The organism is Castellaniella defragrans (genome assembly GCF_014203015.1).
In the GTDB taxonomy this organism is placed as follows: domain Bacteria; phylum Pseudomonadota; class Gammaproteobacteria; order Burkholderiales; family Burkholderiaceae_B; genus Castellaniella; species Castellaniella defragrans.
Genome location: NZ_JACHIB010000003.1, coordinates 73,476 through 95,627, shown reverse-complemented (window position 1 = coordinate 95,627; position 22,152 = coordinate 73,476). Strand labels below are relative to the sequence as shown.

Genomic DNA, 22,152 nt, shown 5'->3' with positions numbered 1-22,152 from the left:
TCCCCATGACTCAAGATTCGCCGCCCGCTGACTTCTTCTTGCGCGCAGGCTTGCTCGCGTCGCTCGGCGGCGTCTCGGCCACGTTCGCGGCATCGGGCTTCTCAGGCTCGGCCGGCTTCGCGGGTGGCTCCTGGCGCTCGAAGACCACCCGTTCGGCCTTGTCGTCCCAGCGGGCGCTGGCGTGATCGGCCTTGCCGATACCGCCACCCAGCATCTCGCGCGCCAGAGCAGTTTCCAGCTCGCTGCGGATCAGCCGCTTGAGCTCACGCGCGCCGAACTCGGGCTTGTAGCCTTCCTCCGCGAAGTGATCGATCAAGGTCTGATCGAAGGTCAGCGTCACGCCCTGGCTGGCGGCGTTGCGGGCCACACGATCGAGCTGCAGGCCGACGATATGGCGGATCTCCTCCTTGCCCAGCGCATGGAAGACGATGATCTCGTCGATGCGGTTGAGGAACTCGGGGCGGAAGTGTCCGCGCAGCACGTCCATCACCTCGGACTTGGTCTTCTCGTATTCCTCGCCGGCGGCGCCACGGGCCTTCAGCCGACGCTGGATGATGTCCGAGCCCAAGTTCGAGGTGGCGATGATGATGGTATTGGTGAAATCCACCACCCGGCCCTTGCCGTCGGTGAGCCGCCCGTCGTCGAACACCTGCAGCAGGATGTTGTAGACGTCGGGGTGAGCCTTCTCGATCTCGTCCAGCAGCAACACGCTGTAGGGCTTGCGACGCACCTTCTCGGTGAGCTGGCCGCCCTCGTCATAGCCCACATAACCCGGAGGCGCGCCCACCAGGCGTGCCACGGTATGGCGTTCCCCGTACTCGGACATGTCGATGCGCAGCAGCGCACCTTCATCGCCATAGATGGACTCGGCCAGCGCCTTGGCGAGCTCGGTCTTGCCCACGCCGGTCGGCCCGAGGAACAGAAAAGTCGCCACCGGCTTGCTGCCTTCGCGCAGGCCCGCGCGCGACAACCGCACGGCATCGGCCACCGCGCGCACCGCTTCGTCCTGGCCCACCAGGCGCTCGTGCAGCCGCTGCTCCAGATGCAGCAGCTTCTCGCGTTCTTCCACCGTCAGCTCGTTGACCGGAATGCCGGTCAGGCGCGAGACGATCTGCGCGACATGCTCGGCTTTGACTTCGGCGCTGCCCGAGGCGCGCTCGCGTTCCCATTCCTCGACGAGCTTCTTGAGTTCAGTCTCCTTGGCCTCGATGCGCTTGCCCAGCTCGGCGGCCTTGTCGTACTGCTTGCGCGAGGCCACATAGTCCTGCTCACGCCGCAGCTGGTGCAGTTCGGACTCCAGCTCTTGCACCGCCACCGGGCGGGCCGTGGCCGACAGCTTCACGCGTGCGGCCGCCTGGTCGAGCAGGTCGATGGCCTTGTCAGGCAAAAAGCGCGCGGTGATGTAGCGGTCCGACAACTCGGCGGCGGCGATGATCGCATCCTCGGTGATGCTGACCTTGTGGTGCGCCTCGAAGGTGTCGCGCAAGCCGCGCAGGATCATCATGGTCTGCGCTACCGTCGGCTCGGGCACCATCACCGGCTGGAAGCGACGCTCCAGCGCGGCGTCCTTCTCGATGTACTTCTGATACTCGTTGAGCGTGGTGGCGCCGATCAGGTTCAGTTCGCCGCGCGCCATCATCGGCTTGAACACGTTGGCCACGTCCAGCCCGCCTTCGCCGCCACCCTGGCCTGCACCGACGATGGTGTGCACCTCGTCGATGAAGAGAATCAGCTCGCCCTGGTGCTCGGTCACTTCCTTGAGCACCTTCTGCACGCGCTCCTCGAACTCGCCGCGGTACTTGGCGCCTGCCACCATGGCGTTGATGTTGAGTTCGACCAGACGCTTGTCGCGCAGCGTCTCGGGCACTTCGCCGGCGACCATCCGCTGCGCCAGTCCTTCGACAATGGCGGTCTTGCCGACGCCGGGCTCACCGATCAACACCGGGTTGTTTTTCTTGCGCCGGGCCAGCACCTCGATGGTGGTCTCGATCTCCTGCGCACGGCCGATGACTGGATCGAGTTTGCCCTCGCGCGCCATCTTGGTGAGGTCGCGCGAGTATTTATCCAGCTCGGGCGTGTTGGTCGGCGTCTCGGCGCGGCCATCCTCGGCCCCTTTGCCGACCACCTTGCTTACCTGCTGGCGCAGCGCTTGCGGCGTGAGGCCGTAACGGCGCAGCAGGTTGGCCGCCAAACCTTCGCCTTCCTCGGCGAGCCCGATCAGGAAATGCTCCGGCCCGACATAAGAGTGGCCGAGTTCGTTGGAGGCCCCGAAAGCACGGCTGAGCGCGTCCTTGACCCGGGGCGACACGCCGATCTCGCCCTCGAACGGCTTATCGCCGCGCTTGGCTTCGGATTCGATCTGGCGCTTGAGGTCATCGACCTTGATCTTGAACTGCCCCAGGATGGTCTTGACCACGTCGCTGTCGGATAGCGCCAGCAGCAGGTGTTCGGTATCGACTTCGGCGCGCCCGAACTCTGCAGCGTGTCGGGCGGCCTCCTGCAATAGGGCCTCGGACTGTTCGCTGATACGGCTGGCGAGCCCACTGCCGCGACGGCGCGCGGTGCCCGTACCGGCCGGGGCGGGTTCGCCGAACGAGGCATCGACGACCTCGTCGGTATCGGCCGCCATGGACGGTGCGTCGTCACCGATGCGGAAGAAGTCGCTGCCAAGGAAGTCTTCGAACAGCCCGCTGCGCGAGCCGAACAAGGCTTCCAGCGGTGAGACGGTGCGCTTTTGCTGGCGCACCAGTTGGCGATAGTGATCGTCACACAACAGCATGGTGCTGTGGCGACCATTGAGATTGGCTTCCACCCGCACCGTGGCGGGCTGGCCGCAGACTTGGCATTGTTTTCTGGCCATGCTGATGCTCCTGTAAAGATTGATCTGACGAGGCACCGCCGATCACGGTGCCTCATCTCTTTGTGGTTTTTGAGAAAAACGCGCTGCCCCGCGTCAGCCGTTGATCGGGATCGAGCGCCCCTGCTTGGGCGTACTGGCCTCGCGCTTTTCCATCGTGATCGTGAGCACGCCGTTCTTGAAAGCGGCCTTGATCGTGTCCTGGTTGGCATCGGCCGGCAGGTTCAGAGCGCGCTGAAAGCTGCCGTAGGAGCGCTCCACCCGGTGGAAACCGCCGTCTTTCGTTTCCTGCTCCTGACGCTTTTCACCGCGCACCAGCAGCACGTCGTTGTCGAGCGTGATCTGGATGTCTTTTTCCTCGACGCCGGGTACTTCCAGGGCGATCTTGTACTGCTTGTCGGTCTCCTGGATGTCCAGCGCCGGCTTCAGCATGCCCGGCCAGTCCGACGGCCAGCGTGGCATGGCCAGCGTCGGGAAACCGAAGCCTCGAAACGCGTCGTCGAACAGGCGGTCGATCTCGCGATGCAATTGCAGGATGGGACTGACGGGCCCACCCGCCACCGGCAGGTCATTGCGCTGCACCGGCAGCGAGGCAGTGCTCTGTTGTTCTTCCTGCTCCTTCTTGAACCAGTTCCAGGGAGCCAATTTCTTGAAATCAATGTCCATGTCACACCTCCAGAAGAAAAATTGAAGACTCTCGCTCACTCCGTTTGCCTGCGGCGACGGACAGCGCGCCCAGACGACACGGAGTGTTCCGCTGACTTTGGCTGCTCATCTGTGCGTATCACCTCCTTCTTTCTGCCTGCTTGGATCTGATCATTGATCCATCGATCGATTTCACTTTGACGAAACCGCCACGTCCCGCCGACCTTGAAGGCCGGAATCTCCCCGTGCGAGGCGAGCCGGTAAAGCGTCCGCTTGCCGACTTTCAAGTAGGCGGCCAACTCGTCGAGTGTGAAGATCGCCTGCTGGCGCGCTGTCATACCACCCCCACAAGTTCCGTCGTCACGCGGCCTCGCTCGAGGAAATTCTTGCAAGACTTTGCAAGATGTTGGGCCCAACATGCAGAAAGTCAAGAGTCAACATCCAGCGATCTGCTGGCCGATTGATGTGACTCAATCGTAAGCAGCCAGGAAACAAATGTTGGCTGCCACCGCGATGGTGCTCCCCAAGTCATCAATCTGCAGCCATGGGAAAGGGGAAGTCCATGAACGAGATTGCCCGAGTCGGGGTGGATCTGGCCAAGCGGGTTATCTAGGTGCATGCGGTGGATGCGCGCGTGGTGGTTGCCAAGGCGCTGGCCGCTGACAAGTTTGCGGCCTGGTGCGCGCAGTTGCCTCCCGGCTGCCTGGTGGCCCTGGAGGCCTGCGGCGGTGCGCATCACTGGGCACGCAAGCTGCGCGGCTATGGGCTGGATGCGCGGCTGATTGCAGGCCACTTCGTCACGCCCTACCGCATGGCCGGCAAGGGACGCAAGAACGGTGCGGCCGATGCCGCAGCGATCTGCGAGGCGGCAACCCGCCCGCACATGCGCTTCGTGCCGGTGAAGCCGCCGGCGCAGACGCTGCTGGCCAGCCATCAGCTACGCAAACCTCCCGATTCACTCACGCAGCTTATTCCTGCTTGCCTAGGGACGACCATGTAAGCGGCAGATGGTCGGAGTCCTTTGCGACCAGCACCCACGCGAGCAGCCCGGAGGTGGGGATGCCCTTGGCGATGATCTCCGCCGGGACCGGCGCCTGGGTCAGCGTTCGGCACCTATGCGCAGGTCCACTTGCTGCGGATGTGGCACTCGACCGTGAACACGCCCGGCGTGTAGTCCAGCTTCTCGCTGATGCGCTTGAGCGCACAGCCGCACGCGCAGCGGGTGTTCTCGGGCTCGTGGTGGCAGTCCACGCGCGGCAGGTCCGCCGGCAAGGCGGTGCGCTTAAGCATCGCGCCAGGCGTAGCCGGCGGCTTCTTCTTGCCCAGCAGTTCCTGGAGCTGCGCCTCAGCCGCGGTAAGGTCGGCGTCCAGAGCCTCGTCGAACAGCGCGCGTTGTTCGGCATCGAGCTGCTCGCTCTTCTTGCCGAACTTCAGGCGTCGCAGCTGGGCGATCTCGAACGAGAGCTTCGCCGTAGGCGCCGACATGGGCGAAAAGCATCCGAGCATCACCCCCCAGGATGGCTCTCATCTCGATACAGAGGTGAATCCTCCGCACTATTCGGCTCCCTACGATGATATGGACTGATCACATCGGCAGGGAGAAAGCATGAACTTACGCCATCTTCGCTGCTTCATCGCCGTAGCAGAGGAACTGCACTTCGGCCGGGCTGCTCGACGGCTGCACATCGAACAGTCTCCACTGTCGCGCACGATCCGCCAGATGGAGGCGGATTTAGGGGTGCCGCTGCTCAACCGCTTGCCACGCAGTGTTCGTCTCACACCGGCGGGACAGGTCTTCCTCGAAGAAGCCCGGCGCGTACTGCTGGCCTTCGAGCAAGCGCAGACCAAGGCACGCGCCGCAGCGAACCAGCGGAACACGCTGCGCATCGCACTATCTGGTGACATGGGGCAGGCCCGCTTGTCGGCGTTGCTTGCGCTTTGCCGCGAGGAGGCACCACAGGTCGGCATTCGGATATTTGAAACGCCACTGGCGCAGTTGGTGACTGGACTGCGCAACGACTTGTATGACGCAGGTTTTGCATTGGCTGGTGAAATGGACGCCGGCATCGTCGCCATGCCGGTGTGGCGAGACCCGCTGGTGGTGGCTTTGCCCGCCAGGCATCCGCTGCTGGCTTTCAAGGAAGTGCCGCTGGAGGAAGTGGCGAGCTGCCGTCCTCAAAGGACTGGCTCTTCATCGACCGGTGCGGCCTCGTCTTTCACTCGCTCGATGAACCGCTTCATCGGCTCGGAGGGTTCGCCATGGCGGCGCAGTAGGTAGGTAGAGAGCATCGGTGGGATGCCGGCCAGGGGACGAATGGAGATGTCCGGGCGCTGTAGCGTCTGCACCTGCGAGGCGATGGAGAAACCGATGCCGTAGCCGGCGCCGACCAGGGTCAGCATCACGCCCAGGCTGGTCACTTCATCGACCAGCTTGAGGGGCGTGCCTGCGTCCTGCAGCAGCGCTTGAATCTGATGGCGGCAGCCCGATCCCGATTCGGGATGGCACAGAACCAGCGGGAACTTCAAGGCTTCGGCCAGCGGCACCTGCACGTGTGCCAGCAAGGGGTGGCGTGCGGGCACGATCACCGACAGCGGATCGGTCCACACCGGCTCGGCGACGAGGCCATCATGCACCGCGTTTGACAAGCCAAAGCCGATGTCCAGCAGATCGTTGTGCAGCATCTTGAGCTGCTGCGCGAACGGCAGCTCGAAGACGCGAATCTCCAGCTCGGGCTCATCCTCGCGGCTGCGTGCCAGCAAGGTGGCGATGCGGGGTTGCGCCAGGCTGTCGCAGATCGCGATGCGCAGATGGCCCTGGCAGCCCTGTGCCGCCGCCTTGGCGCTCTTGACTGCCTGCTCCACGGTGGCCTGCACGCGCCGGCATTCGCCGAGGAACACCTGGCCGGCCCAGGTCAGCCGCGTCAGGCGTGTGCTGCGGTCGAACAACTGCACGCCAAGCTGGCTTTCCAGGTCGCGCATCGCACGCGACACAGGCGATTGCTCGATGCCCAGACGCTCGGCTGCACGGGCCAGATGCAGCTCTTCCGCAACTGCGATGAAGTAACGCAGCAATCTGAAATCCAAGGCCACCTCCTGTTTGTCTTCTTCTGGTTCAGCCTATCCGGCGCCAGCACCTCCATCCGCATCCCGTCAGCACCTCCTTCGATGGCATCGCGTCGAAGCACTCATGCCTGTCGGGAACAGGCCCGTCGCCGACACGCGCGGAGCAGGCCGGCGCACACAGCCCGGACATTCAATGCTGATGGTCAGCGCCTGCTGCTGCCATGCCAGGGCGGGCAGCGGTGCGCCGGGCACCGCGCGCAGGTGCGCGCGTGTGGCTCGTGTCCGCGATCAGTGCAACCGACGACGACACGCGGACGTCAAGGCGAGCGTGCCGATGCAGTTTCATGAGGGTGTCTTTCGGCTCACCCCGGTTGCTGCCCGGGTCGGTCACGAAGCTCAGTTTCAACACCCGGACTTCTGCGTAGCCGCCAACACCTGCGCGACGCGCTGGCGGGCCCACCAGGCGGTCGCCGCGGATGAAGTCCTCGGGCTGCGGTTGACGCGGCGCGGAGGCCTGCAGCCGCTGTGCGAGCTGCTCGTCGCCCATGCGTCCATCGTTCCAGAACACGCTCCCGTGGGTAGTGACGGACAGGTTCGCCACGTCGGGCTTGATCGGCTTCACTCCATTCAGACACGGATGCTAATGAGAATTATTATTGATTGTCCGAGGTTTTGTGTGATATGGCAACACCGATGGAATAACCCGGCCTTGCCTGGACACTCGCCGCCTCGCCGGCGACTGAAGGCCGGATGGCGGCAACTGGAAGCCTCTGTGACCGGCATAGCCACCGGGAAGCACTCATGCGGTTCCCTGCGGCCAGAGGAATGGACTCCACTTTCTGGGGGGAAGTACATGAACTTACGCCATCTTCGCTGTTTCATAGCCGTGGCCGAAGAGTTGCACTTTGGCCGGGCGGCGCGGCGGCTGCATGTGGAGCAGTCGCCCCTGTCGCGCACGATCCGCCAACTGGAGGCCGACCTGGGCGTGGCGCTGCTGGAGCGCACGCCGCGCGGCGTGCGCCTGACCCCGGCCGGGCAGGTGTTTCTGGAGGAGGCCCGGCGCGTGCTGCTGACCCTTGAGCAAGCCCAGACCAAGACGCGGGCGGTGGCGGTGGGACACCGGGGCGCCCTGCGCATCGCCCTGGCCGGCGGCGTCGGGCGGACCCGGCTGTCGGCGCTGCTCGCGCTGTGCCGCGAGGAGGCGCCGGAAGTGGGCATCCGGCTGTTCGAGGCGCCGCTGTCGCAGGTGGTGGGCGGCCTGGGCAACGACCTGTACGACGCGGCCTTTGCGATGGCCGGCGAGATGGCGGCCGGGGTGGTCGCCAGGCCGGTGTGGCAAGATCCACTGGTGGTGGCCATACCCGCGCGGCACCCCTTGCTGGCGCACAAGCGGGTACCGCTGGACGAGGTGGTGGGCTACCCGCTGGTGCTGTGTCACCCGCAGGTTTGTCAGGAGTGCAGCCGGCAATGCGAGCGCCTGCTGCGCCTGGTGGAGACACCGCCGGTCGTGGCCGAGTACGTGACGACCCACTCGTTGATGCTGGCCCTGGTGGCGGCCGGCTATGGCGTGGGATTTTCCACCGCGGCGCACGCGGTGGCATGCCGGCAGGCGGACGTGATCGTCCGGCCGCTGGACGAGGACTCGGCGGCGTTGACGACCTACCTGCTACATCCCGAGGGCGCGATGTCGGAGCCGCTGCGCCACTTCATCGACCGTGCTCAGCGTGTCGGCCATATGCCGTTAGATACGCAACGGCTCGCATGAGGCTGCTTCAGGCGGGTTGGGGCGATGCCATTTTGGTCAAGGTGCCAGACCTGTTTTGTCATAGCGGGGTTCCATTGACGCGGTGCACGGGCGTGCTGCACTCAGGCTGCTCGCGCTTGCGGTTGGCATCCTGCGATGAGACTTGCATGCCCATCGCGTCGCGTCACAGCGAAGACGCGCGGCGCAACAGTGCTTGCCGTATGCGCATCGGCTCTGGCGTGTTGAGCTGATCGCGCTTTACTGGGCCTTTTCCCCTGCAAAGACTTTGGCCTGGTTATCCGGGTCAGGCATGGTGCCCGCGAATGACGCTGGTGACAGCATGTTTCGCGGCTTGCGAATTGTGAGTGATGGCGCCATGCGCGGCAAGACGCACATCTCGCAACGAAACCGGCGGCATCGTCGATGCCACGGTCTTCGCCGCTTCGCCACTTGCTCGTTTCGCCCGGAGACTTCTGGACGGCCACGCACGTCGCCTGTACGGCGGGTGCGTGTGCGTGGACTCGGTGCGATGACGAATGGAGGCGCGCGATATGCCGAAGTCGAGCAGCCTGGCCGATGGTGCCAAGACCTACTACCGCCCGATCGAGGCGGCAATCCGCTGGAGCGGATTGCTGCGCTTCGAGCGGCGCATCCTGGCGACCTTGGGACAGCGGCCTCTACCGGAGGCAACGGAGTTTCCGCGCTGGCCGATGCTGCGGTTGAACGCCGAAAGAATCTTCGATGCGCTGGCTCACGGCGAGATGCCGTATAGCAAGGAGGGTTTGGTGCGGGACACGCAGGGCCTGACGATGGACGACCTGTCGCTGACGGTGCGGCACGTCGACCTGAAAGCCTGGATGGCGTACTACTACCCCGGCGAGAAACCGGCGTTTCTGTTCGATGAGATCGAGCGTGCACTTCACCCGGCGATCAGCCTGGACACAGTGGGCGCATTGCTGGCCGAGCGGGAAGCGATCAAGGCGCGGCTGGCGGAACACTTGGGCGTGCACGAGACGCTGCGCGCCGAGCACGAGGCGCTGCTGAAGACGCACGCCGCCTACACGGCCGACGCGGAGCGTGCGAGCACGCCTGGGCCGCGCAGCGAATCGACCTACCTGAACATCGTTGGCGGGTTACTGACGCTACTGCTGGGCAAGTCTCCCAGCGGCATGCCGTATTCCAGCTTCCTGACGCAGGAAGCCATCATCAGCGCGATGGTGGCGCACCACGGCAACGCGATGGGCATCACCGAGCGCACGCTGCAGGCCAAGTTCGCACTGGCTCGGCGCAATCTGCAGAGCACAAATTCCTGAGCGATGCCAGACCGTATCTGCGGTCGCGGATGCCGCATTTGCGGTGTCTTTCCTCAGCGCGGCGTTCTTAATGCGAGTCACGCCAATCAGCGCCTCTGAGCGTTAAGGAGTGACCCTCATGTCTTCGCAGACCACCGCCACGGCGGCACCGACCGAGCACCGCATCCTGCGCCGCGCCGAGGTCGAAGCCAAGACCGGCTTCAAGCGCGCGCACATCTACAGCCTGATGAAGGAAGGCAAGTTCCCCAAGGCGCTGCGCCTGGGCGTGCGCGCGGTGGGCTGGGACTCGGTGGAGATCGAACAGTGGATCGCCGATCGCCTCAAAGAACGCGCCTGACGCTTCTTCTCGGTTCATGCCATTCGACGAGGAGAAGCCCATGCAGGTGGTGTCCATCATTTCGACCAAGGGCGGCGTGGGCAAGACCACGACGGCGGCCAACCTGGGCGGCTTTATCGCCGATGCCGGGCTGCGCGTGCTGCTGCTGGACCTGGACGTGCAGCCCACGCTGTCGAGCTACTTCACGCTGGACGCGCGCGCGCCCGGCGGCATCTACGAGATGCTGGCCTTCAACGAGCGGCGCATCGAGCAACTGGTGTCACGCACCGCGATCGCGGGCCTGGACCTGGTGCTCTCCAACGACGACCGCGGCGAACTGAACACGCTGCTGCTGCACGCTCCGGATGGGCGCCTGCGACTGCGCCATTTGCTGCCCGTCTTCCGCACGCACTATGACCTGCTGTTGATCGACACCCAGGGCGCGCGCAGCGTGCTGCTGGAGATGGCGGTGCTGGCGTCCGACCTGGCGCTGTCACCGGTGACGCCGGAGATTCTGGCCGCGCGCGAACTGCGCCGCGGCACACTGCAACTGATCGAGGACATCGCGCCGTATCGCCACCTGGGCATCGAGCCGCCGCCGCTGCGCCTGCTCATCAACCGTGTGCATCCGGTGTCGTCGAACGCGCGGCTGGTCCAGCAGGCGCTGCGACAGGTGTTCCAGGAACAGGCCGGCGTGCAGGTGCTGGACACCGACGTGCCGGCCATCGAAGCCTATCCGCGCGCTGCGACACGAGGATTGCCGGTGCATCGGGTGGAGTACCGGCGGCCAGCTGGGCGCACGGCGCCCGCGGCGCTGGACACCATGCGCACGCTGGCCGGCGAGCTGTTCCCCGCGTGGCGGGAGCGCTTCGCGCTGGTCACCGGCCGGGCCGATGCGGGAGGGGCCAGCCATGGCGAGCGCACATGAACTGGCGCGCGGCCGTGAACGGCTGCGCGCGCTGATCGAGTTCGCGCTGGGCGAAGGCTGGCGCGTGGTGCGCACGTCCGGCGGGCACCTGAAATTCACGAAACCAGGCTGCGCGTCGATCTACACCAGTTCGACTGCGAGCGACCACCGTGCCGACCGCAATGCCCGCGCGCAACTTCGCCGCGCCGACCGGCAGGCGCAGGAGAACGGCCGTGGCTGAGCTGACGCCGCAGGACATGGCTGCCAAGCTGCTGGCCACCGGCTTCGAGCGCAGCGGCCCTTCGGCCGCGACCTTGAGCGACCCCATCGCCGACACGCCGATGGTGGTGACGCTGGACCAGTTGCGGCCCTACGACCACGACCCGCGCGTGACGCGCAACCCGGCCTATGCGGAGATCAAGGCGTCCATCCGCGAACGCGGGCTGGACGCGCCCCCCGCGATCACGCGCAGGCCGGGCGAGGCGCACTACATCATTCGCAACGGCGGCAACACGCGGCTGGCGATCCTGCGCGAGTTGTGGAGCGAGACCAAGGAGGAGCGCTTCTTCCGCATTGCGTGCCTGTTCCGCCCGTGGCCGGCGCGCGGCGAAATCGTGGCGCTGACCGGGCATCTGGCCGAGAACGAGCTGCGCGGCGGGCTGACCTTCATCGAGCGGGCCTTGGGCATCGAGAAGGCGCGCGAGTTCTACGAGCAGGAAAGCGGCCAGGCGCTGTCGCAGAGCGAACTCGCGCGGCGGCTGACGGCCGACGGCTATCCGGTGCCGCAATCACACATCAGCCGCATGAACGATGCGGTGCGCTATCTGCTGCCGGCGATCCCGACGCTGCTGTACGGCGGATTGGGCCGGCATCAGGTGGACCGGCTCGCAGTGCTGCGCAAGGCGTGCGAGCGCACCTGGGAGCGGCGTGCGCTGGGCCGCACCGTGGCCGTGGACTTCGCCTCGTTGTTTCAGGACGTGCTGACGCAGTTCGACACACAGCCGGACGACTTCTCGCCGCAGCGGGTGCAGGACGAGCTGGTCGGCCAGATGGCCGAGCTGCTGGAGGCGGACTACGACACGCTGGCGCTGGAGATCAACGACAGCGAAAACCGCCAGCGTGCGCTGACCAGCGAACCGGCGGCGCCGACGCCACCGGCAGCGCCTGTCGTGCCTGCTGGTCCTCCCCCGCCGGTCTCCGCGCCTCAGCAGCCACCCGCCTCGTCCGTGCCGCGCGACACCACGCCGGTCGCGCCTTCGGCGCCAGCAGCGACACCGCCTGCACCGCTCGAAGCGCCGGAGGACCAGCACGGGCAACGCGACGAGCGCCTGCAAGGGCACATCGTGACACCGGCACCGACCACCGAGCGCCTGCAGTCCATCCAGCGGATGGTCGCGGACCAGCTCGGCGACAAGCTGCCCGACTTCGAGGCCGATGCGCTGCGTGCGATCCCCGTGCAGGCGGGCGGGCTCTATCCCATCTCGGACGTCTGGTACATCGAGCCGGGGCTGGACGTGCCGGATCGCCTGCGCGTGCACATCGCGCAGTTCGCGCGCGAGATCGGCGAGGAAGCGGCGGTCGCCGACCACATCGAGGCCAGCGTCAGCGGCATCGGCTTCGTCTGCGTGGCGCCGGCCGTGGACCAGGCGAAGGCGCTGCCGGCATTTGCTCGGGCGGTGCTCACCCTTCTGCAAGCGCTGAGTACGGCACCGCCCTCAGCGAACGGATTGGGCCGCGCGCGGCTGGCCGATGAGTTGGCGGCGCTGCTCCATGGCCATGGCGGCTCGGCCACACGCCTGAGCGATGCTGCGCTGGTGAAGCTGTTCCGTCTGCTGCGCCTGGCGCGCCGGCTGCTGGATCTGGAAGCCGGCGTAGCAGGCCAGGAAGCCTGAGCGCAGGAGGCTACCGCATGTCGGCACCGCACCCACTCAACCAGGCCGTGATCGCCCAGGCCCTGCATGACCTGCGCAACGGCCAGTTGCGCCGCTGCAAGGCCATGGGCTTCGGCGAGGAGGAACTGGATGCGCTGAAGCACCCCGAACTCGTGAGCATGCTGGTGAATGCCACGGTGTCGTGGTGTTCGGTGTCGGTGAACCGGGAGGTGGTGAAGCGGCTGCTGAGCCAGGTGCACGACGTGGAGCGGGAGATCGCCACGGTGGATCGCATGCTGTGCCTGGGGGCGAGCACGGAGATGGTCAGCAAGTTCTACGGCCTCACGCATCAGGAAGTGGCGCTGCGCCGCGACATCCTCGGGCTGCCCAAGCGCAAGGGCCGGCATCCGGTGCTCGACGAGGCGCAGGACTTGGCCTTGTGGGAGCGCTGGAAGGCCGGCGTCTCCGAGCGCCATATCGCCCTGACCGACGACATGGCGATGCTGGCGCTGACCATGGATCTGGCCGAGGCGATGAGCCTGCCGATGTCGGTGATCTGGTCGGCGATACGGAACTGGATCGACCAGGGGCTGGTGTCGCCATGACCACGGGCAGCGCACCACGGCGCGATGGCCCGGTTGCGCTGTCGGCGGTGTTCGACGAGGCGCTGCGGCACCTTGAGCCGAAGGAGCCGGCGCAGGGCACCGCGCCAGTCGCCGACGGCTTCCTCTACAGCGGCAACCGCCATGAGAGCGTGCCGCGCAGGCTGTTCCTCGACCGGCGCCTGACCCCGCTGGAACGCAACGCCTGGCAGGTGTTCCGCCTGCAGCTCAACGACGACGGCGTGACCGCCTTTCCCACCTACGACCAGCTCCGCCCATATCTGGCGTCCATGCCCTGTGCGGCGCAAGCCTCGCACGAGACCGTGGCGCGCGCCTTGACGCTGCTGCGGCTGACGCGCTGGCTCAGCCTGGTGCGGCGGCGGCGCGATCCCAAGACCGGCCGCATCCAGGGGAACCTCTACGTGCTGCACGACGAACCGCTGTCGCCCTTCGAGGCGATGCAGCTCGACCCCGACTATCTGGGCCTGGTGAGCCAAGCGCTCACGCACGCGGCGAAGGCGGTGCAGGTCGTGGGCATGAACACGCTGCGGGAGATCGCCGAAGACCCGCTGCTCAGCGGGCGCACGCTGCCGACCCGCCTGCAGGTGCTCGCGCAGCGCATGGCACGGCATGGCTGGACGACGCCAGGTTATCCACAGGAGGGTGCGGACCACGAATCCGAAGAAGGCCAGGAAGCCCTCCTTCGGAATGGCGCGCGCCCGTCTTCGGAATCCGAAGCAGGGCCGAAACCCGCGCCGGACGGCTCTCTTCGGATTCCGAAGGAGGACCGTACAGTACGTAATGATCGTATAAATGAAGTACGTACAGTACCGCGCGCGAGGGCCTTGCAGAACCTGCGGCTGCCCGAGCGTTTCCTGCGCTTGAAGGACGAGCAGCAGGCCGGCGCGCTGGTGGCGCTGCAGCAGGTGGACGAGGCGCAGAGGCAGGCCGTTCTCGACGAGTGGGCGGCACGCTGCCACAACAGCGCGGTACGCAACCCGGCCGGCTACCTGTTTGGCATCATCCAGAAGGCGATCCGCGGGGAGTTCAAGGCCTGGGCCGGAGAAAGTGCATCGGCGGCGCCAGCGTCCCCGCCGTCGTCACCACCGGCATCCCGTGCGGCTGACCCCGAGGTGGCACGTGCCTACCTGGCACAGCTCCGAGAAGCCTTGCGTGATCGCTGATGTTGACTATCCCCAGGGGATAGCTGGAACAGACACCTTTCCGCCGCGCTCAATTGTCGTCCGCCGAACGACAGGCGAAACTGTCGCCTGTGAATCAGACGAGGACAGCCACGCACGAGCCCGGCCGACGATGGACATGACGACTTCCCCCGCCACAAACGCACTGCAACCACTACAGCGAGACGTTCAGCGCTTGCTGGGCAGATGCCTGTTGCGCCTTCAACAATACGAGCGCCTCATGAAAGCCATCGTGGCCCACCACGAGATTTCAGGCCCGGCGCATTCGCTGGAGGCCATTCGCGCAGCGCGGATTGAAGATGCCGCGACCAAGACCCTGGGCACGTTGGTCGGACAACTGTTTGGTTCGTATGTCGTCACCGATGGAAATGGTGGCGAGGAACGCGACGACGATCTTCCCGGCGACGTGATTTCCTTTCGCACGCGCGTGCAACTGAGCCTGTCTGCGCAGGACTACGCCAAAACCCAGGCCGACCTCAAAGACCTGGTATCGCTGCGCAACACCCTGGTGCACCACTTCATCGACCAGCACGATCTATGGACCGTGGACGGGTGCCGCGCTGCACAGGACGAACTCGGCTCCGCCTACACGCGCATCGATCAACACTTCGAGCAGCTGCGCGGCTGGGCCGAGCACATGGATCAGGCGCGGCGCCTGGCAGCGGAGTTCGTCCAGTCGGATGTGTTCCACGATCTGGTGGTCAATGGCATCGCGCCGGATGGCACGGTGGACTGGCCGGCCGCCGGCATCGTTCGCGCGCTGCGCGAGGCCGTCGCGCAGTTGGCCGTCGAGGGCTGGACACCCATCGCCGCCGCTGGCCGCTGGATCGCAGACCGGCATCCCGAGCAGCTTCCAGCCAAGTACGGCTGCAGCAGTTGGCGGCAGGTGGTGCACGAGTGCCGCCTGTTCGAGCTTCGCTACCGTGAGGTGGAGGGGCAACGGGCCGCCTGGTACAGACCTCACGAGGCATAGCCCCGCAACGCGGTCTCACCTCCGCGCGAGCCGCGAACAACTCCGCCGAGCTATCCCCAGGGGATAGCCGGCACACACAGCCTTCCGTGCCGAACAAACCGGGCGCGCGTGGGCTGCGGTTTGTTGACTGACAGCCTTCCGGCCGATGCCGATGCTGGCGACTCGCCCCTTCACCGCGAGTCGCTCCCATGGCCAACGAACGCACAGAACCCCTGCAACTGAATCTCGGATCTCTGCGCAGCGCGATGTCGCTGACGCTGCACACGCACCACGCTTCGCGCATCTGGCACGGCCGCGCGCCGACCGAGGGGCGCCCAGGCATCATCGGTCTCAACGGCTTCATCGGCGCCATGAACAAGATGAAGCGCGGCGCCGAGCAGGACGACCCGTACTCGGACTGGTGGATGCTGCGGATCGAGGACAAGCTCGCCGACACCAAGACCCGTCTGCAGACCCTGCGCGAACAGGTGGATCAGGCCTTGGCCGACGTGCCAGCGGCGCTGTCCCTGGGCGAGAACATGAACGTGCAGCCGGTGAAGCTGCCGCTGTTCGTGAACGCCCAGCTCGGCTTCATGGCGGTGTATCTGCTGGCCGACTACGACGACCTGGCACGCAAACTCATCCTGGCGCACCACACGGCGCTGATCGACCGCAGCACCTTGGAGCGCTGGCTCAATGATGGTGCGCACGCGCTGCGCAGCCTGTTCTCGCTGGCCCAGCAGTACCGCTACTCGGGCACGACGCGCGACGACTTCGCGGCGAAGAACGCGGCGGCGCGAGCGGCGCTGGAGAAGTTCGGCGAGTTGCCGCAGGACGTGCTGGAAGGCACGCGCCGCTCGCGCTTCGCGCCACCCATCGCGCGGCGGTCGAACAAGCCCGGCACGCCGCCTGCTGCGCCTGCCATCGTGCCCGATGCGCAGGCTCCCACGGGTGGCGCAGCCGATGGTGCCGCGGGCGATGAGGGTGCTGGCGCATGACAGCATCGATCCCCATCAGCCACTCCACGCGCTTCGTGGCGCTGGAACAGGCGGACTTCCAGCGGCTGGAACACGCAGGCTACCTAAAAGGCCTTTTACAGCCTTTTAAGGGTAAGGGGAGTCTGGAGACCTGGGCCAGCCAGTGCGCAGCGCTGCGCGACGACGTGATTGGCCTGGCGCAGCGGCGCGTGCTGCCCCAGGCGCGCGCCTACCCCTTCAGCCTGCTCCACGTGCAACTGGCCCAGCAGGCCACTGGCGCAGGGACGACCTTCCTGCGCTGGCGCAACCTCGACCGTTCCTCCATGGGCGTGGCGTTGTGGGAGGCCCTGCTGGCCAACCCCGCGACGCCGGCCGCGCTGATCGACGAGCTGTACGCGATCGAACTGCAGCGCATCGTGCTGAACATGCAGATCAGCCTGACCCACAGCATCGCTCGCCAAGCCCTGGAATGCGCCAGCAAGGCCGCCCAGGCCGAAGCGGCTTACCTGCGGCGTGTTCATGGGCACGCCGCGCCCATCCGCACCACCAGCCCCAAGGAGTCACCATGAGCACGCACTTTGTTGGCGAGGGCAACATCGGCTCTGCGCCGGACTGCCGCGAATTCCCGAACGGCAACGACGAGCCGCGCCGGCTGCTGCGCCTGAACGTCTATTTCGACAACCCGATCCCGAAGAAGGACGGCGAGTACGAAGATCGCGGCGGCTTCTGGGCGCCGGTGGAGCTGTGGCACCGCGACGCCGAGCACTGGAAGACGCTGTACCAGAAAGGTATGCGGGTGCTGGTCGAGGGCCGCACCGTGCGCGACGAATGGGAGGACGCCGACGAGAACGAACGGGTGACCTTCAAGGTCGAGGCGCGGCGCGTGGGCATCCTGCCGTACCGCATCGAGTCGGTGGCGCTCAGCGCCAAGCTCGCCGGCGGACAGTAATTCGCTCCATCGCCGTTCCCCCGAGGGCGGCTGTAGCAACCGTCATACGCCCGCGATGCACCAGCGAGCTATCCCCAGGGGATAGCTCCAAGGTCGTCCACAGAGTTCCAGCCGCCCTCCCGAAACGACGCTCTTGCTGTGCCAGCTCCTGCGGTCTATGCACACTGCTGCGGCAACGGGCCGCCTGCCGATCACAAAGCGGTGTCTGCATCAATCGGCTTCCTTGCTGCCGGCATCTCCTGGCCCCGCCAAGCTGACGCCCATCCGATGAACCGCACATTTCCAAGGAGGCTTCATGCGCGTGTTCCTGTGCGAGAAGCCGTCCCAGGGCAAGGACATCGCCCGTGTGCTGGGTGCCGTTCAACGCGGCAACGGCTGCTACAGCGGCGCGGGTGTCGTCGTGACCTGGTGCATCGGTCATCTGGTCGAGGCGGTTCCGCCCGAAGGCTACGGCGAGCAGTACAAGCGCTGGGCCATCGAACAACTGCCCATTCTTCCCGAGCGCTGGCGTGTCGAGCCCAAGGCGGCGACCGCGGCGCAGTTCAAGGTCGTGCAGCAGCTCGTCGCCAAGGCGGGCGAGCTGGTGATCGCGACTGACGCCGACCGCGAAGGCGAGATGATCGCCCGCGAAATCATCGATCTGTGTGGTTACCGCGGACCGATCCAGCGGCTGTGGCTTTCGGCGCTCAACGATGCATCGATCCGCAAGGCCCTGAGCACGCTCAAGCCGTCCGCCGAGACGATGCCGCTGTACTTCTCCGCGCTCGCCCGATCGCGTGCCGACTGGCTGATCGGGATGAACTTGAGCCGCCTGTTCACGTTGCTAGGGCGCCAAGCCGGCTACAACGGCGTGCTATCGGTCGGGCGCGTGCAGACGCCGACGCTTAAGCTGGTGGTGGACCGTGATCGCGAGATCGCGCGCTTTGTCTCCGTGCCGTTCTGGGCCATCGAGGTGGCGCTGTCGCATGCGGGCCAGTCCTTCGTCGCAAGCTGGACGCCGCCACAGGGCAGCACCGACGACGCCGACCGCTGCTTGCAGCAGCCGGTGGCGCAGCAGGCAGCGGAATTCCTGCGCGCGGCCGGCACCGCCCAGGTGCTGTCGGTGGAGACCGAGCGCGTGCGCGAAGGGCCGCCCCTGCCGTTCGACCTCGGCACCCTGCAGGAGGTGTGTTCCAAGCAATTGGGCCTCGACGTGCAGGAGACGCTGGACATTGCCCAGGCGCTGTACGAGACGCACAAGGCGACGACGTATCCGCGCTCGGATTCGGGCTACCTGCCCGAGAGCATGCTGGCCGAGGTGCCGGCCGTGCTCGACAGCCTGGTCAAGACCGATCCCAGCCTGCGGCCGTTGATCGACCGCCTGGACCGCCAGCAGCGTTCGCGAGCGTGGAACGACGGCAAGGTCACGGCGCATCACGGCATCATCCCCACGCTGGAGCCAGCCAACCTCTCGGCGATGACCGACAAGGAGTTGGCCGTCTACCGGCTGATCCGCGCCCACTACCTCGCGCAGTTCCTGCCGCATCACGAGTTTGACCGGACGGTGGCGCAGCTCACGTTCGGCGGGCAGTCGCTGGTGGCGGTCGGCAAGCAGATCGCGACGGCCGGATGGCGCCAGGTGCTGGCGGCGCCGGCCCTTGACGACACGGACGGAGAGGATGCACGGCGCGGCCAAGTATTGCCAGCGTTGAAGGCTGGCGATGCCTGTCAGGTCGGCGAGGTCGAGCTGAAGGCATTGAAGACGCTGCCGCCCAAGCCCTACACGCAGGGCGAGCTGGTCAAGGCCATGAAGGGCGTCGCCAAGCTCGTGACTGACCCGCGCCTGAAGCAGAAGCTGAAGGACACCACGGGCATCGGCACCGAGGCCACGCGCGCCAACATCATCAGCGGGCTGCTGGCCCGCGGCTATCTCTTGAAGAAAGGCCGCGCCATCCGCGCATCGGATGCGGCCTTCACGTTGATCGACGCCGTGCCGGCGGCCATCGCCGACCCGGGGACCACGGCGGTGTGGGAGCAGGCACTGGACATGATCGAGGCCGGCCAGATGACGTTGGACACCTTCATCGCCAAGCAATCGAGCTGGGTCGCCCAGCTCGTGCAGCAGTACCGCGGCGCCACGCTCGACCTCAAGCTGCCGCCCGCGCCGAACTGCCCGCAGTGCGGCGCCCCGATGCGCCAGCGCAGCGGCAAGAACGGCGCGTTCTGGTCGTGCAGCCGCTACCCGGACTGCAAGGGCACGGAGCCGGTCGAAACCGCGACAGGCAAGCCCGCAGCGCCAAGCCCGCGGCGTCGGTCTCCGAAGGCGAGCTGACGCCCACGTTTCCCTCTGCCACGCCGGCTGCTGCCGACGGCGGGGCAAACCTCCCGCACCCCGCGGGACTCCCCAGCGCGCGTTCCCTTCTGCAACGGTGTGCGCGTCCTGCAGGCCCATCACGGCCTGCTGGGCGAGAAGGTCATTTCTCCCCGGATCGCGTTCGCCGCGGTTCCGCTGATCGACGTGCTTCCGCCGATACGCGAGCGGTCTCCTGACGCCTTGGTGTGCAAAACTGCGAGGCGCCAGGAGACCGCTTGCGGTCGACGGTATTCGGTGCCGGTGCCCGCCGGCGGAACAACGGGCTCCCTTTGTGCGCGTATGCGTGCCAAAGGTTTCCGGCCCCAGCCACGAAACGGGCCGGGTGCGATTGCTGATGCAGCGAACGGCTTTGACGACGGCCCGCGCTGACGCAGCCCACAGGTGGTTTTCCTTCCTCTCCAGCCGAAGGCCCGCGTGGCCTTCGGCGATTAGTCATTTCACTGATGCACCTCTGTGTCCCGGGATGTCCTTGTGAGGGCACATCACAGTGACATTCGACGTCCAAGCAGCACGGCGCTCGAAGGACAAAGGCTTGCGGCCTGCCGTGTGGCAAGGATGGCCGCCGGTGCGGCGCTGCGCTCGATTGGCTTGAAGCCCGCGCGCTCGAAGAACGGCGCAGCCGTCGTGGTCAGCAACCAGGCGTCGCGCCCGCCCTCGTCGAAGGCACGGCGCAGCAGCAGTGCGAACATTCCGCCGCCGATGCCGCGATGGCGTGCGTGTGGCAGCACCACCAGGGAGCGCACGAGCACGTCTCGGCCCAGGCGCTCGAAGCCGCCGTAGCCCACGCGCTCGCCGGACACCGTGGCATAGGCGAAGAAGCTGCGCCCTGGTTCGGCCAGGTCGTCCGTGGGAAGCACGGCCTCTTGCAAAGCCAGGGCGAGGTCCGGGTCGCTGCCGGCGATCGGCGTATCCACCAGCAGCGGCGTGCCATCCTCCTTGCGGTTCTCGCCCGCCGGTCGTTGCGGCAGCAGGTCGATCACCATGTCCGAGGGGCGGCACAGGCGCACGCCCGAGCGCGACACCACGATGGGCCTATTGATGAGGATCGGGTACGCCAGCATCTGATCGATCAACTGGTCGTCGCTCCAATGCGCGGCATCCAGGCCCAGTTCCTTGTAGGGCGTGCCCTTGATGCGCAACACATCCCGCACGCCCATGCCCATCCGCGCGATCAGCGCCTTCAAGGTCTCGCGGTCGGGCGGCGTCTTCAGGTACTCGATGACCGTGGGCTCGATGCCGCTGGCGCGGATCAGCGCCAGCGTGTTGCGCGACGTGCCGCAGTCCGGGTTGTGGTAGATCGTGACGGTACTCATGCCGGATGCCTCGCTGCGTTGCGCGGGGCCTGTTCGTACCAGGCGCGGGAACGGTTGACCACGCGCACCACCAGCAGCATCACCGGCACTTCGATCAGCACGCCGACCACGGTGGCGAGGGCCGCGCCGGAATGGAAGCCGAACAGGCTGATGGCCGCTGCCACTGCCAGCTCGAAAAAGTTGCTGGCACCGATCAACGCCGAGGGACACGCGATGTTGTGCTTCTCGCCGACCCTGCGGTTGAGCCAGTAGGCGAGGCCGGAATTGAAGAACACCTGGATCAGAATGGGCACGGCGAGCATGGCGATCACCAGCGGCTGTCGCAGGATGGCCTGGCCCTGGAAGGCGAATAGCAACACCAGCGTCAGCAGCAGCGCTGCGATTGAGAGCGGGCCGAGGCGCTCCAGCGCGCGGTCGAACGCGGCCTGTCCACGACGCAGCAGCGAGCGGCGCCACACCTGCGCGAGGACGACGGGGATGATGATGTAGAGCACCACTGAGGTCAGCAGCGTGTCCCACGGCACGGTGATCGCCGACAGGCCCAGCAGCAGCCCGACGATGGGCGCGAAGGCGAACACCATGATGGTGTCGTTCAGCGCCACCTGCGACAGAGTGAATACCGGGTCGCCGCCGGTCAGTCGGCTCCACACGAACACCATCGCTGTGCACGGTGCGGCGGCCAGCAGGATCAGGCCGGCGACGTAGCTGTCGAGCTGGTCGGCCGGCAGCCAGTCGGCGAAGACGTGGCGGATGAACAGCCAGGCCAGCAGTGCCATCGAGAACGGCTTGACCGCCCAGTTGACGAACAGCGTCACGCCGATGCCACGCCAGTGCTGGCGAACCTGGCCGAGCGCGCCGAAATCCACCTTGAGCAGCATTGGGATCACCATGACCCATATGAGCAGGCCGACCGGCAGGTTGACCTGGGCCACTTCCATGCGGCCGACGGCCTGGAACGCGCCAGGCGCGAGCTGGCCCAGGGCGATGCCGGCGACGATGCACAGCAGCACCCACACCGTCAGGTAGCGCTCGAAGATGCTCATCGAGAACGATGGCGTGGCGGCGACGGCTTCTGTCTGTACGGTCAT

The 22,152-nt window shown here is 66.3% G+C and carries 20 protein-coding genes and 3 pseudogenes; 15 read left to right on the top strand and 8 right to left on the bottom strand.

Annotated elements, in window-relative coordinates:
• Positions 1-10 precede the first annotated feature (10 nt).
• The 3 genes from clpK to HNR28_RS03040 form a co-directional block, all read right to left on the bottom strand.
• A complete protein-coding gene (clpK, locus tag HNR28_RS03050) occupies positions 11-2,860 on the bottom strand; it encodes a heat shock survival AAA family ATPase ClpK (RefSeq protein ID WP_151023685.1) in 2,850 nt (949 codons plus the stop codon).
• A 93-nt stretch (positions 2,861-2,953) separates the two neighbouring features.
• Positions 2,954-3,523 (bottom strand): Hsp20/alpha crystallin family protein, encoded by a 570-nt coding sequence (locus HNR28_RS03045; protein WP_024973321.1) that lies wholly within the window; start codon positions 3,521-3,523, stop codon positions 2,954-2,956.
• 35 nt (positions 3,524-3,558) lie between these two features.
• The gene (locus HNR28_RS03040; RefSeq protein WP_012761384.1) at positions 3,559-3,840 is read right to left on the bottom strand and encodes a helix-turn-helix domain-containing protein; all 282 of its coding nucleotides are present in this window, start codon (positions 3,838-3,840) and stop codon (positions 3,559-3,561) included.
• 284 nt (positions 3,841-4,124) lie between these two features.
• Between HNR28_RS03040 and HNR28_RS03035 the strand changes: the two are divergent.
• Positions 4,125-4,418, top strand: a pseudogene (locus tag HNR28_RS03035) (IS110 family transposase); the annotation flags it as partial.
• An 82-nt stretch (positions 4,419-4,500) separates the two neighbouring features.
• Here the strand turns inward: HNR28_RS03035 and HNR28_RS03030 are convergent.
• Positions 4,501-4,969: pseudogene (locus tag HNR28_RS03030) on the bottom strand (IS66 family transposase); the annotation flags it as partial.
• Between the two features lie 139 nt (positions 4,970-5,108).
• Here HNR28_RS03030 and HNR28_RS03025 point away from each other — a divergent pair.
• Positions 5,109-5,681, top strand: a pseudogene (locus HNR28_RS03025) (LysR family transcriptional regulator); the annotation flags it as partial.
• Here HNR28_RS03025 and HNR28_RS03020 read toward each other — a convergent pair.
• Both HNR28_RS03020 and HNR28_RS03015 read right to left on the bottom strand, forming a co-directional pair.
• Complete coding sequence (locus HNR28_RS03020; RefSeq protein ID WP_023093167.1) at positions 5,678-6,586, bottom strand: LysR family transcriptional regulator; 909 nt, start codon at positions 6,584-6,586, stop codon at positions 5,678-5,680. The pseudogene HNR28_RS03025 and the gene HNR28_RS03020 overlap by 4 nt on opposite strands.
• A gap of 169 nt (positions 6,587-6,755) precedes the next feature.
• A complete protein-coding gene (locus HNR28_RS03015) occupies positions 6,756-7,187 on the bottom strand; it encodes an ExbD/TolR family protein (protein ID WP_170288398.1) in 432 nt (143 codons plus the stop codon).
• A gap of 231 nt (positions 7,188-7,418) precedes the next feature.
• On the opposite strand from HNR28_RS03015, the gene HNR28_RS03010 reads away from it, so the two are divergent.
• From HNR28_RS03010 to HNR28_RS02950, 13 genes are all read left to right on the top strand, one after another.
• A complete protein-coding gene (locus tag HNR28_RS03010) occupies positions 7,419-8,330 on the top strand; it encodes a LysR family transcriptional regulator (protein WP_016446185.1) in 912 nt (303 codons plus the stop codon).
• A gap of 530 nt (positions 8,331-8,860) precedes the next feature.
• Positions 8,861-9,622, top strand: coding sequence for an ATP-binding protein (locus tag HNR28_RS03005; RefSeq protein WP_016446184.1), 762 nt, complete (start codon positions 8,861-8,863; stop codon positions 9,620-9,622).
• Positions 9,623-9,740: 118 nt separating this feature from the next.
• Entirely contained in the window at positions 9,741-9,959 is a 219-nt protein-coding gene (locus tag HNR28_RS03000) for an AlpA family transcriptional regulator (RefSeq protein WP_016446183.1), read from the top strand.
• 40 nt (positions 9,960-9,999) lie between these two features.
• The gene (locus HNR28_RS02995; protein WP_033986188.1) at positions 10,000-10,866 is read left to right on the top strand and encodes a ParA family protein; all 867 of its coding nucleotides are present in this window, start codon (positions 10,000-10,002) and stop codon (positions 10,864-10,866) included.
• Positions 10,850-11,086, top strand: coding sequence for a type II toxin-antitoxin system HicA family toxin (locus tag HNR28_RS02990; protein WP_013982111.1), 237 nt, complete (start codon positions 10,850-10,852; stop codon positions 11,084-11,086). The genes HNR28_RS02995 and HNR28_RS02990 overlap by 17 nt, the downstream gene beginning before the upstream one ends.
• Entirely contained in the window at positions 11,079-12,737 is a 1,659-nt protein-coding gene (locus HNR28_RS02985; RefSeq protein WP_151023687.1) for a ParB family protein, read from the top strand. Before HNR28_RS02990 ends, HNR28_RS02985 begins: the two co-directional genes overlap by 8 nt.
• Positions 12,738-12,754: 17 nt before the next feature.
• Positions 12,755-13,321: a DUF2857 domain-containing protein gene (locus HNR28_RS02980; RefSeq protein ID WP_151023688.1), complete on the top strand. Its 567-nt coding sequence runs from the start codon at positions 12,755-12,757 to the stop codon at positions 13,319-13,321.
• Positions 13,318-14,502, top strand: coding sequence for an STY4528 family pathogenicity island replication protein (locus HNR28_RS02975; RefSeq protein ID WP_151023689.1), 1,185 nt, complete (start codon positions 13,318-13,320; stop codon positions 14,500-14,502). The genes HNR28_RS02980 and HNR28_RS02975 overlap by 4 nt, the downstream gene beginning before the upstream one ends.
• Before the next feature lie 238 nt (positions 14,503-14,740).
• Positions 14,741-15,493 carry an OST-HTH/LOTUS domain-containing protein gene (locus tag HNR28_RS02970; protein ID WP_170288399.1) on the top strand — a complete coding sequence of 251 codons (753 nt, stop codon included), beginning with the start codon at positions 14,741-14,743 and terminating at the stop codon, positions 15,491-15,493.
• Positions 15,494-15,681: 188 nt separating this feature from the next.
• Positions 15,682-16,470 (top strand): PFL_4669 family integrating conjugative element protein, encoded by a 789-nt coding sequence (locus tag HNR28_RS02965; protein ID WP_023434593.1) that lies wholly within the window; start codon positions 15,682-15,684, stop codon positions 16,468-16,470.
• Positions 16,467-17,018 (top strand): DUF3158 family protein, encoded by a 552-nt coding sequence (locus HNR28_RS02960; protein WP_151023691.1) that lies wholly within the window; start codon positions 16,467-16,469, stop codon positions 17,016-17,018. The genes HNR28_RS02965 and HNR28_RS02960 overlap by 4 nt, the downstream gene beginning before the upstream one ends.
• Entirely contained in the window at positions 17,015-17,398 is a 384-nt protein-coding gene (locus HNR28_RS02955; protein ID WP_141984818.1) for a single-stranded DNA-binding protein, read from the top strand. The genes HNR28_RS02960 and HNR28_RS02955 overlap by 4 nt, the downstream gene beginning before the upstream one ends.
• A 295-nt stretch (positions 17,399-17,693) precedes the next feature.
• The gene (locus tag HNR28_RS02950) at positions 17,694-19,709 is read left to right on the top strand and encodes a DNA topoisomerase III (protein WP_151023692.1); all 2,016 of its coding nucleotides are present in this window, start codon (positions 17,694-17,696) and stop codon (positions 19,707-19,709) included.
• Between the two features lie 524 nt (positions 19,710-20,233).
• Here HNR28_RS02950 and arsN2 read toward each other — a convergent pair.
• Positions 20,234-21,064: an arsenic resistance N-acetyltransferase ArsN2 gene (gene arsN2 / locus HNR28_RS02945; protein ID WP_024537140.1), complete on the bottom strand. Its 831-nt coding sequence runs from the start codon at positions 21,062-21,064 to the stop codon at positions 20,234-20,236.
• Entirely contained in the window at positions 21,061-22,152 is a 1,092-nt protein-coding gene (gene arsB, locus HNR28_RS02940; protein ID WP_011829936.1) for an ACR3 family arsenite efflux transporter, read from the bottom strand. Before arsB ends, arsN2 begins: the two co-directional genes overlap by 4 nt.

Bases quoted from the DNA above. Each gene is read 5' to 3' on its own strand.
- clpK (WP_151023685.1), bottom strand. From the start codon at position 2,860: ATGGCCAGAAAACAATGCCAAGTCTGCGGCCAGCCCGCCACGGTGCGG.
- HNR28_RS03045 (WP_024973321.1), bottom strand. From the start codon at position 3,523: ATGGACATTGATTTCAAGAAATTGGCTCCCTGGAACTGGTTCAAGAAG.
- HNR28_RS03040 (WP_012761384.1), bottom strand. From the start codon at position 3,840: ATGACAGCGCGCCAGCAGGCGATCTTCACACTCGACGAGTTGGCCGCC.
- HNR28_RS03010 (WP_016446185.1), top strand. From the start codon at position 7,419: ATGAACTTACGCCATCTTCGCTGTTTCATAGCCGTGGCCGAAGAGTTG.
- HNR28_RS03005 (WP_016446184.1), top strand. From the start codon at position 8,861: ATGCCGAAGTCGAGCAGCCTGGCCGATGGTGCCAAGACCTACTACCGC.
- HNR28_RS03000 (WP_016446183.1), top strand. From the start codon at position 9,741: ATGTCTTCGCAGACCACCGCCACGGCGGCACCGACCGAGCACCGCATC.
- HNR28_RS02995 (WP_033986188.1), top strand. From the start codon at position 10,000: ATGCAGGTGGTGTCCATCATTTCGACCAAGGGCGGCGTGGGCAAGACC.
- HNR28_RS02990 (WP_013982111.1), top strand. From the start codon at position 10,850: ATGGCGAGCGCACATGAACTGGCGCGCGGCCGTGAACGGCTGCGCGCG.
- HNR28_RS02980 (WP_151023688.1), top strand. From the start codon at position 12,755: ATGTCGGCACCGCACCCACTCAACCAGGCCGTGATCGCCCAGGCCCTG.
- HNR28_RS02975 (WP_151023689.1), top strand. From the start codon at position 13,318: ATGACCACGGGCAGCGCACCACGGCGCGATGGCCCGGTTGCGCTGTCG.
- HNR28_RS02970 (WP_170288399.1), top strand. From the start codon at position 14,741: ATGAAAGCCATCGTGGCCCACCACGAGATTTCAGGCCCGGCGCATTCG.
- HNR28_RS02965 (WP_023434593.1), top strand. From the start codon at position 15,682: ATGGCCAACGAACGCACAGAACCCCTGCAACTGAATCTCGGATCTCTG.
- HNR28_RS02960 (WP_151023691.1), top strand. From the start codon at position 16,467: ATGACAGCATCGATCCCCATCAGCCACTCCACGCGCTTCGTGGCGCTG.
- HNR28_RS02955 (WP_141984818.1), top strand. From the start codon at position 17,015: ATGAGCACGCACTTTGTTGGCGAGGGCAACATCGGCTCTGCGCCGGAC.
- HNR28_RS02950 (WP_151023692.1), top strand. From the start codon at position 17,694: ATGCGCGTGTTCCTGTGCGAGAAGCCGTCCCAGGGCAAGGACATCGCC.
- arsN2 (WP_024537140.1), bottom strand. From the start codon at position 21,064: ATGAGTACCGTCACGATCTACCACAACCCGGACTGCGGCACGTCGCGC.
- arsB (WP_011829936.1), bottom strand. From the start codon at position 22,152: ATGACCGTACAGACAGAAGCCGTCGCCGCCACGCCATCGTTCTCGATG.